We start from the raw sequence: 12,952 nt of genomic DNA on the forward strand, positions 1-12,952 counted from the left end.
GTGGCCTATCATGTCGTCACGACCGAGGAGCGACCATGACCGACCTGTCCGTCCGCAAGAAGCTCGCGTCCTACAAGCCGGCGCACAAGGTGCGCATCGTCACGGCCGCCTCGCTCTTCGACGGGCACGACGCCAGCATCAACATCATGCGGCGCATCCTGCAGGGCATGGGCGCGGAGGTGATTCACCTCGGGCACAACCGCTCGGTCGAGGAGATCGTCACCGCGGCGCTGCAGGAGGACGCGCAGGGCATCGCCGTCTCCAGCTACCAGGGCGGCCACGTCGAGTTCTTCAAGTACATGATCGACCTGCTGCGCGAACGCGGCGGCGAGCAGATCCGCGTCTTCGGCGGCGGCGGCGGCGTCATCGTGCCGGCGGAGCTGAAGGAGCTGCATGCCTATGGCGTGACGCGCCTCTTCTCGCCCGAGGACGGCCAGAAGCTGGGGCTGCAGGGGATGATCGGCTCCATTCTCTCGGACACCGATCTCGATCTTTCGCCGGCCGCACCGTCCTCGCTCGACGCGCTGGCGGAGCCCGACGTCACGAAGCGCTGGCGATCGCTCGCAAGGCTCATCACCGCACTCGAGCTGGGCAAGGCCGATCCGAAGCTGCGCGCGGCGCTTCAGACGCAGGCCGCGACGCGCCAGATGCCCACCCTCGGCATCACCGGCACGGGCGGCGCGGGCAAGTCGAGCCTCACCGACGAACTGGTGCGGCGCCTGCGCCTGGACCAGGACGACGCGCTCTCGATCGCCGTCATCTCCATCGACCCGTCGCGGCGCAAGAGCGGAGGCGCGCTGCTCGGCGACCGCATCCGCATGAACGCCATCAACCCGTGGGCGAAGGGTGCGCGCGTGTACATGCGCTCGCTCGCCACGCGCGAGGCCGGCAACGAGCTGAGCCAGGCGCTGCCGGACGTGATCGCCGCGTGCAAGTGCGCCGGCTTCGACCTGGTCGTCGTGGAAACCTCGGGCATCGGCCAGGGCGACGCGGCGATCGTTCCGCTCGTCGGCGCGAGCCTGTACGTGATGACGCCGGAGTACGGGGCGGCCAGCCAGCTCGAGAAGATCGACATGCTCGACTTCGCCGACTTCGTCGCGATCAACAAGTTCGACCGCAAGGGCGCGGCCGATGCGCTGCGCGACGTTTCCAAGCAGGTGCAGCGAAACCGCCAGGCCTTCGATCGTGCCCCCGACCAGATGCCCGTCTTCGGTACCGTGGCGTCGCGCTTCAACGACGACGGCGTGACGGCTCTGTACCAGGCGCTGCTGCCGAAGCTCGCCTCGCTGGGGCTCGCCACAGGCGCATCCCGGCTTCCTGCGGTGGCGACGCGCCACAGCACCCACCAGACACCGATCATTCCGCCCAACCGCACGCGCTACCTGGCTGAAATCTCGGAAGCCATGCGCGGCTACAAGAAGCACGCGGCCGGCCAGGCGCGGATCGCGCGCGAACGCCAGCAACTGACCGAAGCGCGCCGGATGCTTGTGGCCGAGTGCCGTGAGGAGAACGCGAATCTGGGGGCGCTCGCCGCCGATCGCGAGTCGAAGCTGGACGCGCGGGCGAGGAAGCTCCTCGACCAGTGGCCGCAAATGCGCCAGGCCTACGGCGGCGACGAGTACGTGGTGAAGATCCGCGGCAAGGAAGTGCGCACCGCGCTCACGCACACCACGCTTTCCGGCAGCAAGATCCGCAAGGTGGCGCTTCCGCGCTTCGAGGACCACGGCGAGCTGCTCAAGTGGCTGCTGCTGGAAAACGTGCCGGGTTCATTTCCCTTTACAGCGGGGGTGTTTGCGTTCAAGCGCGAGAACGAGGACCCCACGCGCATGTTCGCGGGCGAGGGCGATCCTTTCCGCACCAACCGGCGCTTCAGGATGCTCTCCGAGTCCATGCCGGCCAAGCGCCTTTCGACGGCCTTCGACTCGGTGACCCTCTACGGCCAGGAGCCGGACCTGCGCCCGGACATCTACGGCAAGGTGGGCAACAGCGGCGTGTCGATCGCCACGCTCGACGACCTGAAGGTGCTCTATTCGGGGTTCGATCTCACTGCGCCGAATACCAGCGTGAGCATGACCATCAACGGGCCCGCGCCCACGATCCTCGCGATGTTCATGAACACCGCGATCGACCAGAACCTCGACAGGTTCCGCGCCGACAACGGACGCGAGCCGACCGACGACGAGGCGCAGAAGATCCGCGAGTGGGTGCTGGAGAACGTGCGCGGCACCGTCCAGGCCGACATCCTCAAGGAGGACCAGGGCCAGAACACGTGCATCTTCTCCACCGAGTTCTCGCTCAAGGTGATGGGCGACATCCAGGAATGGTTCGTCCACCACGGCGTGAGGAACTTCTACTCGGTCTCCATCAGCGGGTACCACATCGCGGAGGCCGGGGCGAACCCGCTCTCCCAGCTCGCCTTCACGCTGGCCAACGGCTTCACCTACGTGGAGGCCTACCTCGCGCGCGGCATGCACATCGACGACTTCGCGCCGAACCTGAGCTTCTTCTTCTCCGCCGGCATGGACCCGGAATACACGGTGATGGGGCGTGTGGCGCGGCGCCTCTGGGCGGTGGCGATGCGCGACCGGTACGGCGCCAACGAGCGCAGCCAGAAGCTCAAGTACCACTGCCAGACGAGCGGGCGCAGCCTGCACGCGCAGGAGATCGCCTTCAACGACATCCGCACCACGCTGCAGGCGCTGATCGCCACCTACGATAACGCCAACAGCCTGCACACCAACGCCTTCGACGAGGCGATCACGACGCCGACGGAAGAAAGCGTCCGGCGGGCGCTTGCCATCCAGCTCATCATCAACCGCGAATGGGGGCTGGCGAAGAACGAGAACCCGAACCAGGGTGCCTACATCATCGAGGAGCTGACCGAGCTGGTGGAGGAGGCGGTGCTCAAGGAGTTCGAGGCGCTCTCCGAGCGCGGCGGCGTGCTGGGGGCGATGGAGCTGGGCTACCAGCGCGGCAAGATCCAGGAAGAGTCGCTGCACTACGAGCACCAGAAGCACACCGGCGAGTACCCGATCATCGGCGTGAACACCTTCCGCAATCCGCATGGAGATCCCGCGCACGACACGCTCGAGCTTGCCCGCTCCACGGACGAGGAGAAGAAGAGCCAGCTCGGGCGCCTGCACGGCTTCCACGAGCGGCATGCGCACGAGGCGCCCGCGCAGCTCGAACGCCTCAAGCGCGCGGTCATTGCGAACGAAAACGTGTTCGCTGTGCTGATGGACGCGGTGCGCTGCTGCTCGCTGGGGCAGATCACCCACGCGCTCTTCGAAGTCGGCGGGCAGTACCGCCGCAGCATGTAGGACGCGGGCATGTTCAACGGCATCGTGCTCACGCAGGAAGGCAAGGCGACGAAGGCCACGCTGCGCCCCATCGACGAGGCAGAACTGCCCTCGGGCGACGTGGATATTCGCGTCGCGTACTCGACCATCAACTTCAAGGACGCGCTCGCCATCACCGGCCGCGGCGCCATCGTGCGCAAGTGGCCGATGGTGCCGGGAATCGACCTGGCGGGAACGGTCGAGTCGAGCCGGGTGCCGGAGTGGAAGCCCGGCGATCGCGTCGTCGTCACCGGGTGGGGGCTGGGCGAGACCCACTGGGGCGGGCTCGCGCAGATGGCACGGCTGGACGCGCGGTGGCTGCTTGGCCTGCCCGCCTCGTTCAGCCTGCGCCAGTCGATGGCGATCGGCACCGCGGGCTTCACGGCGGCGTTGTGCGCTCGCGCCCTCGAGCGGCACGGCCTTGTCGCCGGAGATGGCGAAGTGCTGGTGACGGGCGCTGCCGGCGGCGTGGGGTCGATTGCGGTCGCGCTTCTTGCGGGAATGGGTCATGCGGTCGTGGCCTCCACCGGAAGGCCCGCCGAGGCGGACTACCTGCGCGAACTGGGCGCCGCGCGGGTCATCGATCGCGCGGAGCTTTCGAGCCCGGGCAAGCCTCTCCAGGCGGAACGATGGGCGGGCGTGGTGGACACGGTGGGCAGCCACACGCTCGCGAATGCATGCGCCGCAACGCGCTGGAACGGCGCGGTGGCGGCCTGCGGACTGGCGCAGGGCGCGGATTTCCCCTCGACCGTGATGCCCTTCATCCTTCGCGCCGTCACCCTCTACGGCATCAACAGCGTCCTTGTCCCGAACGACGAGCGCAAGCGCGCCTGGGATCTCGTCGCGCGGCACGTCGATGCCGCCAGGCTCGAGCGCATGACCGCTGAAATCGGGCTTTCGGAGGCGATCGCCTTCTCACCCTCGGTGCTCGACGGGAAGGTTCGCGGCCGCACCGTCGTCGACGTGAACCGCTGAGCCGTGCCGTACCCGCGCCGCATCGTCTGCCTCACCGAGGAACCGACCGAGGTGCTCTACGCCCTGGGCGAGGAGGCGCGCATCGTCGGCATCTCCGGGTTCACGGTGCGCCCGGCCCGCGCCCGGAAGGAGAAACCCAAGGTCTGCGCGTTCACGAGCGCCAAGGTGGACGAGATCACGCGGCTCACGCCCGACCTCGTGATCGGCTTCTCCGACATCCAGGCCGACATCGCGCAGGCCCTGGTGAAGCGTGGCATCGAGGTGTGGATCGCGAACCACCGGACAGTGGACGGCATCGTCTCGTACATCCGGCGGCTGGGCGCGATGGTGGGGGCGGGCGCACGGGCCGAGGAATACGCAGAGCTGCTCGAAGCGCGCGTGGAGGCAGTGCGCGCGCTGGGCCGGGCGCTGCCCCGGCATCCGAAGGTGTATTTCGAGGAATGGGACGACCCGTGCATCAGCGCCATCGGCTGGGTGAGCGAGTTGATCGGCATCGCGGGCGGCCAGGACATCTTCCCGGAAAGGGCCGCGTGTGCCATGGGGCGGGACCGGATCCTGGCCGACCCCGCGGAAGTCGCCCGCCGCGCCCCCGACATCATCATCGGATCGTGGTGCGGCAAGAAGTTCCGGCCGGAGAAAGTGGCCTCTCGCCCCGGCTGGTCCGCGATTCCGGCCGTGCGCGACAGCGAGCTGCACGAGGTGAAGTCGCCGCTCATCCTGCAGCCGGGCCCCGCAGCGCTCACCGACGGGCTGGACGCGCTGCAGGCCATCATCGCCCGCTGGGCGGGGCGCGGAAACCGGTGCATGGTGGCGGCATGAACGCGCTGCCCGGGAAGATCGCGTCGCCCTGCATCGGCGTCTGTACCCTCGACGCGGCGGGGCGCGCGTGCCTCGGCTGCTGCCGCACGGCCGACGAGATCGCCGTGTGGGTGGCGATGACGCCGCAGGAGCGCGCCGAGGTGATCGGGCAGCTTCCCGAGCGCCGCCGGCGGATCGATGCAGTCGCCACACCGCTCGAGCCGCGAAGCTGCGCGCAATGCGGCATCGCGTTCGGCTGCGGCGCCAACGGCCCGGAAGGGGCGTGCTGGTGCGGATACTATCCGGTCGTGACGCCGAAGCTTGGCGCCACGTGCCTGTGCCCCGCGTGCCTCGCGGCGGCCGCCACCTGAGGAATGCCATGGGACACCGACTCTCGAAGATCTACACCCGCACGGGCGACGACGGTACGACCGGGCTCGCCGACGGCTCGCGCATCGGCAAGGACGAGCTTCGCGTCGCGGCGATGGGTACCGTTGACGAGCTAAATTCCTGCATCGGCCGCGTGCTGGCGCACGAGGTGCCCCCGGAAGTTCGCGGGTGCCTGGAGCGTGTCCAGCACGATCTCTTCGAACTGGGCGCGGAGCTGTGCCAGCCGGGCGTGGCAAAGATCGACGAGAGCCACGCCGCGCGCCTGGAGCGCGAGCTGGACGCCTTCAACGAGCCGCTTTCCCCGTTGAAGGAATTCATCCTGCCGGGCGGGACGATGGTCGCCGCCGATGCGCACGTCGCGCGCACCGTCTGCCGCCGGGCCGAGCGAACGCTCGTCGCGCTCGACAAGCAGCAAGCCGGCGGGGGCGGGGGGCGGCGCTACATCAATCGGCTGTCGGACCTGCTCTTCGTGATCGCGCGGGTACTCAATCGCGCCGCCGGCCGCACGGACGTCCTTTGGCAGCCCCGGAAGGGCCCCTAGCGGCAATCGGATAGGGTTCGCGCCTCAGCCTCGCCCCCGGGCAGAACGGAACCAAGAAGCTGCTCGCGCAATACGGCGAGCGGCTGGTTCGCGTGCGCTATCGCTACGATGCGGAACGCAAGCTTCGGCTGAAGACGGTGGAGCTGATCGTCGAGAGCGCGCCGTGGACGCCTCGCCCGCGGAAGCGTCGGCGCGAGCCCGGCGACCTGGTCGGGGTGCGCATCGACTACGGGGAGATCGAGCTTCGCGGGAGGATCAAGGCCGCCGGGGGCATCTGGCGGTCGCGGCATCGCCTTTGGGAAATCGACTGGAAGACGGTGCGGGAACTCGGGTTGGAGGAGCGGGTTGTGGAGGAGGGGGAGCGGTAGGAAACGCGCAGGACGAGATATATAGCCGCATATTTCCACAGCTACTGGTATCCATTAACATATGCCAATATATGACTTGAGCGCCCGCCGGGCGCTCCCTATTTATCGTTAGGACTCAATTGTCAAGGAAAAAGGAAGTGTATGAATAACAAAATCATGAAATGGGGCGCACTGGGTCTCTTAACACTTGTTTTCTTTCCAATTCTCGCAGTGTATGACTCGCTCCTGACCCCTTTCAGCGCCTTCCTAGTGTTCTGGCTCTGCATGTTCTGTGTCTTCTTATTTTCGAAGTGGTCTCTTGAAACAAGAGGCTTTTTCTTCTTGGCGGTTTCATTAGCGTTAGCCTTAATTGGAAAGGCCGCATTCAAAGACCAAATGCTGTCCGGTTTTTTCTCGGAATTCATTCTCCTTACTGGTGCAGGGGTCGGTGCTAACTTTGTCGCGGCAGGATTACTTCGGCATGAAACGCAAGCTATAAATGGCAAGAAGGAGTCCTAACAAATCATTCCACCGGACCTGCGCGAAAAGCCGCGCAGGCCGGTGAATTCAAACGTTAGATTGCTTACTGAAGCGTCATCGCGTCGTTGGAGACAGAAAATGAGCGGTCCGCCGAGAAACACCGTAACAGTTTTGCGATCGCCAACCTCGCAGAGCGCGAATGAAATGGAGACAGATGCACTAAATGGCATCGGCACGATTCCCGGTGTAATCGACGTGGAGATTGAGTCGGCCGATTCCGATTCGGTGACGCTGTCGTATACCTGGACGGGTACCGCCGACTTTCAAGCTACCGATGAACACCTCGCGAAATACGGTCTTCGTAAGCGATGGAAGAATGAGGCGTAAGCAATCTAACACCGCGTTCGAGCGGGCCGTGGGTCATTGTGGCGCGCCGCTGAGGCGCGAAGCGGCAGCGTGGCCGGCCGCTCAACTAGGTGTGGTTTCTACGACCGTTGTTCACGAACTTGCGGCCGTCGGCTGATGGGTGGGAGGTAATTGAGGCTAGCATGTGGTCGCTCCTGATTGTAGAAGGCAAGCCATCGGGCGAGGTGCTGCGTGCGGATAGCGCTGGTGAGGTATGCGCGTCCGTAGGCCCATTCCCTGAGCATGGTCTGGATGAAGCGCTCTGCCTTGCCGTTGGTTTGCGGGTGTAGGGCTTGGTACGCAGATGTCGCAGCTCCAACGTGTGGCAGGCATCACGGAATCGATGGGATCGGTAGCCTGTGCCGTTATCGGTGAGCAATCTCTTGATCGTGATTCCCTGCTTGGCATACCAGCTCGTGGCGCGATGCAGGAAGGCTGCGCATGTGTCCCCCTTTTCGTCGGGCAGGACTTCGGCGTATGCAATCCGGGAATGGTCATCGATGGCAACGTGGACGAACTCCCACCCCGCGCCGTAGCTCTTGCTGGTGCGGTTGCCGGTGACGCGATGACCCGGACTGCGGAATCTGGCGAGTTTCTTGATGTCCAGGTGAAGCAGATCGCCAGGCCGGCGTCGTTCATAGCGACAGGGCGGCCGTACAGGCTCGAGGGCGTGCTGTGGGCCCAGACCTCGGCGTGCCAGTACCGCGCTGACGGTCGAGCGCGCAAGCCCCAGTTGCTCTCCGATGGCTCGTGCGGGCTGACGGAAGTGCCGGAAGTACTCAACAAGTTCGGCCCAGTCGTCCGGCAGCGCGTGTGGCTGCCGATGCGCTCTCGACGAGCGGTCGCGAAGACTGGCCAGCCCATCGTCTCGGAAGCGCCTGAGCCACTTGTACGCCGTACGCGGGCTGATACCGGCGGCGTGCGCCGCCTCGCAAACACTCCAGCCCGCCTCCAGAATGCGGCGGACAAGCAACTCTCGACTGGCAGGTGTGGTGCGGGCATTCTCATGGATGTTCATCCGGGCTTCTCCCTTGATGTTGGTCGGCTCGCACCAACCAGCTTCTCGGGTTTAGCTCGGATGAACAACCTTCATAGAAATCACAACTAGGTCGTTAGCCCTTTGGAAATGGTACGGACAAATAGTCAATCACGAGCACCAAAACTCATCGGCGATTTCGGTGAAGGGATAGTGACATACGCCCTAATTCGCGGTGGCTATGAAGTGGCGCACGTTGATCACGTTGGTGCCGATCTCATCGCGGAACGCAATGGCGAACGTATTGCCGTATCCGTGAAAACGCGGAATCGAGACACTAAGACTAGTGAAAGTGAGATGGTTGTCATTGCCGATGACAACATTGCAAAGCTCAAGTTCTTTTCCAATCAATTTGGCATGCGGCCAGTCTTTGCCCAGGTTGTGTGCCACAAGAAGACCAACTGCATCCATCTCTTCATGATCAAGGTGTCTGACATAGAGACGCATATGAAGCAGGCTCAGCACGGGTACAGTCTGTCATTCGGGAGCCGAGGCATTCAGGCTAGTAAAGCTATCCCCGGCATGAAATATAGCTGCTGGTCGGGAGAGTCTATTGATGTCGTATAGGGCTAACCCGGCGTTGCAGAGGACGCTGCGCCAAAAATGCGCGGCGCTGCGCTTCTGAACTTGAGCGTTATGCCTCCAATCACAGGAGATAATCATGGCCGACAAGAAAGTCGTTTTCGTAGCCTTCGCAATCGAGGATGAGAGCATCCGCAACATGATCAAAGGCCAGTCGTTGAATACCGATTCGCCGTTCGAGTACATAGACATGTCGGTGAAAGAAGCCTACGACGAAGAATGGAAGAAGAAGGTGAGGACTCGCATTATTCGGTCCGATGGCGTCCTCGTGATCGTCAGCAAGAAATCCCTCAATTCCAGTGGGCAGAAGTGGGAGATTCAATGTGCAAAGGAAGAGAAGAAGAAGATTCGCGGCATCTGGGCCTACAAGGAGGATCGCACCGACCTCGCTGGCGTGAATACGATGGTCTGGACTTGGGAGAATATTGCTGCCTGGATTGATAGCCTCTGATGCGCAAAGCACTCGTCGTTGGTATCGACCACTACGCCAATGTTTCGGCGCTCTATGGTTGCGTGAACGATTCGTTCACGGTTAAGGCCATGCTTGATCGGCACGCCGATGGGTCCGTGAATTTTGGTGTGAAGCATCTAACCGCCACTGGGCCAAGCGATCCCGTTGGGCGCGACGAGCTTCGGCAGGCCATCGAAAGCCTGTTTGCCGGTGATGGTGAGGTTTCACTGTTCTACTTTGCCGGGCATGGTCACATCGAAGCAACCGGCGGTTACCTTTGCTCTTCCGACGTGAAGACCGGAAACGACGGCGTGCCATTGGCTGAGATCATGACCATGGCTAATCAGTCGAAGGTTCAAAACCGCGTGATCATTCTCGATAGCTGTCACAGCGGCGTCGCGGGAGGAAGCGCGTTGCAGCAGAAGGTGGCCGAGATCAGCGATGGGATGACCATCCTTACAGCATCGACCGCTGAACAGTATGCAACTGAGGAAGACGGTGCCGGTGTCTTTACCAGCTTGTTAGTCGACGCGCTCGGCGGTGCTGCCGCAAACCTAGTCGGAGATGTGACGCCGGGCGGTGTCTATGCGCACGTCGACCAGTCGCTCGGACCGTGGGCACAGCGGCCCGTCTTTAAGACTAACGTCAAGCGCTTCGTTTCCTTGCGGAAGGTGCAACCCCTCTTGGAGCTTGCTGAGCTTCGCCGGATTGCAGAGTTCTTCCGGGCTCCCGGCTTCCAGTACCAACTCGACCCCACATATGAGCCGGAGCGACATGAGTCCTGGGCCACGAACCCGCAAGGCATTCCAGCGCCGGACCCTGATCACAACGCGATCTTCAAGATCCTACAGAAGTACAACCACGTTGGTCTTGTCATCCCGGAGGGTGCTCCGCACATGTGGCATGCAGCCATGGAGAGCAAGACCATTCGCCTCACGGCTCTCGGCGAGCATTACCGGCGCCTGGCAGCGAAAGGGCTCATATGAGCAGCCGCTTTTCTCAGCAACCTGTTCGGGAATCGGCATAACAACCGGTTGCAACAGACGGTCCGCTGCGCGACCCGCCGCTGAACCGGAGCGTTGATATGGCTTTACTCTGTCAAGAGGGTGCATTGAATCCTCCGGGGTATTCGGATGAGGTTTGCGGATCTGTTGCCGGACGGGGAACGCGGCGGAGCCGGGTGTGGATGCGACGGTTGTTCATGCTGATATGCGTGGGTTGGTTACCGACAGATCAAGTGTTCGTCGCGGGGCTTCCTGCGGTCTAGGGACTGAGATCGCCGCTTGCGCGGGCACCAATAACGTTTTCGTGGATTCCCCTGTGGCCGTGGCTGCGTCGCGTTCCCGGTCCGGCATCGGATGGTTGTCTTGGTTCGAGTTCTCCCTCAAGACCTTGCATTGATCGAATGGGTGCATGCATGGGTTCAATGGCTTGCGGTCGCGGCGGTGGGGACGTTGCGGGGCAAGCCCTGCCAACCTGTTGCGTTGACCTCTTTGGCGATGGCCCACACGAAGCCCGTCAACTCGCGGGCTACGGCCACCGCGCACTTGTTCTTCGGCACGCGGCGCGCCAGCAGTCGCGTGAACTTGGCATGCAATCGCAGCTGCGCCTTCCACGCGATGTCGGTCACCGCTTTGGGCAGATCGGCCTGGCGCGTGGCGATGATCGGCGTCACCCGTGCGGGGTGTCGGTAGTGCCAGGCAACCTCGACCAACATGCGCCGTGCCGCGCTGTTGCCGGCCTTGGTGATCGAGCCCTGGCGGCGTTTCTGGCCCGAGGAATGCTCCCCGGGAACCAGTCCGACATAGGCCATCAGGCGACGCGGAGCGTCGAAGCGCTCGAAGTTTTGCGCTCGCTTACCAGCGTCATCCCCGCCAGCAGTTGCACACCGCGCAAGGCTTGCAGCGCCTCCACCAGCGGCGCCAGGCCCCACGTGGGCAACACCTCGCGCATGGCTTGCTCCAGACGCCCGATGCGCTGGCTGGATTCGGTGATCGAGTACAGGTACTCCTGAAAGGCGATTTGCTGCACCGGGTAGCCCATCTTCAGTGTCGCCAACCAGCGCAGATGGGCACCCGTCCACGAACTCTTGCCCGCGTAGGGGATGCCATTGCGCAGCAGCAGCGCCTTCAGGCGATGGCGCCCATTACGACGCTCACGCACGGCGTCCTCACGAGCACGCACCAGATCGCGCACCGCCTCGTCCGCCTCGTCGGGAACCCGTATTGCCGTCAGGCTCACCCGCACGCGCAAGCCGGGCCAGCATCATCGCGTCACGACGGTCGGTCTTCACGCGCTCACCCGATCGCTTCGGGATGGACGACGGCGCCACCACGTCACAGGCAATGCCGAGCGTGTGCAGATGTCGCCACACCACGAACCCGCAGGGGCCAGCCTCGTAGACCACTTGCAACCGGTGACCGGTGCTGATCCACTTGCGCAGCGCTTTCGACAATGCTGGCAAGTCCCCGCCAATGCTGCCCAGGTGCCGGACCTCACCATCACGAGCGCCATGCGCCGTCGCAATGTCGATGCTGTCCTTGTGCACGTCCAGTCCCACGTACAGAATGCTGGATTCGTTCATGGCTCGTCTCCTGGCTGAGTTTCAACGGCCCTCGTGGCGCATTGATGTGGCTCTGCACGCCTTCGGCGTGCAATTCACGGTATCCCGGGAGACGGGCCGCCTCAACTCAACAAGCCATCTTGTCTAGACGTCGTTCGGGGCATCGTGATAACATAGCGGATATGCTATACGCTTGTTGTGATCTGGTCCGTCACCTTCTTCAGCGGCCGAGTCGAGTCAGAGATCCTCTCTCTGGCGCCGGGCTTCGTCGGCCGGTTCATCCGATACGCCGAGCGAATGGAGCAGTTCGGGCCAGACTTGGGAATGCCGCATACCCGTGCCATGGGTGGCGGCTTGTTCGAACTCCGGATAAAGGCCGCGGAGGGAATTGCGAGGGTGTTCTACTGCACCGTGATTGACAGGCGCATCGTCTTCTCGTGAAGACGACCGACAAAACCCCGCTCAAGGAACTCGAGATCGCGCGGCGCCGAATGAAGGAAGTGACATGACCAGCACGCTGAAACAATTCAAGAAGCGAGCTCTTGCTCGCCCGGAAGTGAAATCGGCCTACGAGGCCTCCGCTGAAGAGTTTGCCTTCCTGGACGAGGTCCTGAAGGCGCGCGCAGCGGCCGGACTGACCCAGGCCGAGGTCGCCGAGCGCATTGGCACCACGCAATCCGCCATCGCGCGATTGGAGTCTGCGGGAACAAAACACTCCCCCTCCATAGCCACGTTGCAGAAATACGCGAAGGCGCTGGGACATACGGTGCAGGTGCGGTTAGTGAAAGAACGACGTCTAACACCGCGTATATGGACTCCCCCCGGAAGGAAAAAGACTGATCGATAGTTGTGGCAAGTCGGGAGAGCCTGCAGTCGTATATCCGGCATCGTGAGTGGGCTCGTTGTGGCCCGTGCCGACATGGAATCTGCGAACACCGAAGCGCCAATCGTTACGAGCGGCAAGCGTGCAGCTGCCGGCAGTGTTATCGGCGTCTAGCGGTGTGGGGGTGACCCTGGGTGCCATGATGGGCGATCAATCTCTACGC

General features: G+C 63.4%; 12 protein-coding genes and 3 pseudogenes. 12 read left to right on the forward strand and 3 right to left on the reverse strand.

Annotation, left to right across the window (positions count from 1 at the left end):
- The first annotated feature begins 35 nt into the window (after nt 1–35).
- The 8 genes from IPP91_01475 (at nt 36) to IPP91_01510 (ending at nt 7,256) form a co-directional block, all read left to right on the forward strand.
- Nucleotides 36–3,320 carry a methylmalonyl-CoA mutase family protein gene (locus tag IPP91_01475; GenBank protein ID MBL0140754.1) on the forward strand — a complete coding sequence of 1,095 codons (3,285 nt, stop codon included), beginning with the start codon at nt 36–38 and terminating at the stop codon, nt 3,318–3,320.
- 9 nt (nt 3,321–3,329) lie between these two features.
- A complete protein-coding gene (locus IPP91_01480; GenBank protein MBL0140755.1) occupies nt 3,330–4,313 on the forward strand; it encodes an oxidoreductase in 984 nt (327 codons plus the stop codon).
- A gap of 3 nt (nt 4,314–4,316) precedes the next feature.
- Nucleotides 4,317–5,132, forward strand: coding sequence for a cobalamin-binding protein (locus tag IPP91_01485; GenBank protein ID MBL0140756.1), 816 nt, complete (start codon nt 4,317–4,319; stop codon nt 5,130–5,132).
- Nucleotides 5,129–5,482 (forward strand): DUF1289 domain-containing protein, encoded by a 354-nt coding sequence (locus tag IPP91_01490; protein ID MBL0140757.1) that lies wholly within the window; start codon nt 5,129–5,131, stop codon nt 5,480–5,482. Before IPP91_01485 ends, IPP91_01490 begins: the two co-directional genes overlap by 4 nt.
- Before the next feature lie 8 nt (nt 5,483–5,490).
- Nucleotides 5,491–6,042, forward strand: a complete 552-nt coding sequence (locus tag IPP91_01495; protein MBL0140758.1) for a cob(I)yrinic acid a,c-diamide adenosyltransferase — start codon at nt 5,491–5,493, stop codon at nt 6,040–6,042.
- Nucleotides 6,043–6,101: 59 nt separating this feature from the next.
- Nucleotides 6,102–6,410, forward strand: coding sequence for a hypothetical protein (locus IPP91_01500; GenBank protein MBL0140759.1), 309 nt, complete (start codon nt 6,102–6,104; stop codon nt 6,408–6,410).
- Between the two features lie 141 nt (nt 6,411–6,551).
- Nucleotides 6,552–6,908 carry a hypothetical protein gene (locus IPP91_01505; GenBank protein MBL0140760.1) on the forward strand — a complete coding sequence of 119 codons (357 nt, stop codon included), beginning with the start codon at nt 6,552–6,554 and terminating at the stop codon, nt 6,906–6,908.
- Nucleotides 6,909–7,007: 99 nt separating this feature from the next.
- Nucleotides 7,008–7,256 (forward strand): hypothetical protein, encoded by a 249-nt coding sequence (locus IPP91_01510; GenBank protein ID MBL0140761.1) that lies wholly within the window; start codon nt 7,008–7,010, stop codon nt 7,254–7,256.
- A gap of 98 nt (nt 7,257–7,354) precedes the next feature.
- On the opposite strand, the pseudogene IPP91_01515 reads toward IPP91_01510, so the two are convergent.
- Nucleotides 7,355–8,292 (reverse strand): annotated as a pseudogene (locus IPP91_01515) (IS481 family transposase).
- Nucleotides 8,293–8,475: 183 nt separating this feature from the next.
- Nucleotides 8,476–8,775, reverse strand: a complete 300-nt coding sequence (locus tag IPP91_01520; protein MBL0140762.1) for a hypothetical protein — start codon at nt 8,773–8,775, stop codon at nt 8,476–8,478.
- Nucleotides 8,776–8,971: 196 nt separating this feature from the next.
- Between IPP91_01520 and IPP91_01525 the strand changes: the two genes are divergently transcribed.
- Both IPP91_01525 and IPP91_01530 read left to right on the forward strand, forming a co-directional pair.
- Nucleotides 8,972–9,343: a TIR domain-containing protein gene (locus IPP91_01525; protein ID MBL0140763.1), complete on the forward strand. Its 372-nt coding sequence runs from the start codon at nt 8,972–8,974 to the stop codon at nt 9,341–9,343.
- Nucleotides 9,343–10,329 carry a caspase family protein gene (locus IPP91_01530; GenBank protein ID MBL0140764.1) on the forward strand — a complete coding sequence of 329 codons (987 nt, stop codon included), beginning with the start codon at nt 9,343–9,345 and terminating at the stop codon, nt 10,327–10,329. The genes IPP91_01525 and IPP91_01530 overlap by 1 nt, the downstream gene beginning before the upstream one ends.
- A 437-nt stretch (nt 10,330–10,766) precedes the next feature.
- Here IPP91_01530 and IPP91_01535 read toward each other — a convergent pair.
- Nucleotides 10,767–11,927: pseudogene (locus tag IPP91_01535) on the reverse strand (IS110 family transposase).
- A gap of 177 nt (nt 11,928–12,104) precedes the next feature.
- Here IPP91_01535 and IPP91_01540 point away from each other — a divergent pair.
- Nucleotides 12,105–12,415 (forward strand): annotated as a pseudogene (locus IPP91_01540) (type II toxin-antitoxin system RelE/ParE family toxin).
- A complete protein-coding gene (locus tag IPP91_01545) occupies nt 12,412–12,753 on the forward strand; it encodes a helix-turn-helix transcriptional regulator (protein MBL0140765.1) in 342 nt (113 codons plus the stop codon). The pseudogene IPP91_01540 and the gene IPP91_01545 overlap by 4 nt, the downstream one beginning before the upstream one ends.
- The last annotated feature ends 199 nt before the right edge of the window (nt 12,754–12,952 follow it).

This window comes from Betaproteobacteria bacterium, assembly GCA_016720855.1.
Lineage (GTDB): Bacteria > Pseudomonadota > Gammaproteobacteria > Burkholderiales > Usitatibacteraceae > FEB-7.

Coding starts and splice junctions, on each gene's coding strand:
- IPP91_01495 (MBL0140758.1), top strand. CDS start 5,491: ATGGGACACCGACTCTCGAAGATCTACACCCGCACGGGCGACGACGGT.
- IPP91_01510 (MBL0140761.1), top strand. CDS start 7,008: ATGAGCGGTCCGCCGAGAAACACCGTAACAGTTTTGCGATCGCCAACC.
- IPP91_01530 (MBL0140764.1), top strand. CDS start 9,343: ATGCGCAAAGCACTCGTCGTTGGTATCGACCACTACGCCAATGTTTCG.
- IPP91_01525 (MBL0140763.1), top strand. CDS start 8,972: ATGGCCGACAAGAAAGTCGTTTTCGTAGCCTTCGCAATCGAGGATGAG.
- IPP91_01545 (MBL0140765.1), top strand. CDS start 12,412: ATGACCAGCACGCTGAAACAATTCAAGAAGCGAGCTCTTGCTCGCCCG.
- IPP91_01490 (MBL0140757.1), top strand. CDS start 5,129: ATGAACGCGCTGCCCGGGAAGATCGCGTCGCCCTGCATCGGCGTCTGT.
- IPP91_01475 (MBL0140754.1), top strand. CDS start 36: ATGACCGACCTGTCCGTCCGCAAGAAGCTCGCGTCCTACAAGCCGGCG.
- IPP91_01480 (MBL0140755.1), top strand. CDS start 3,330: ATGTTCAACGGCATCGTGCTCACGCAGGAAGGCAAGGCGACGAAGGCC.
- IPP91_01505 (MBL0140760.1), top strand. CDS start 6,552: ATGAATAACAAAATCATGAAATGGGGCGCACTGGGTCTCTTAACACTT.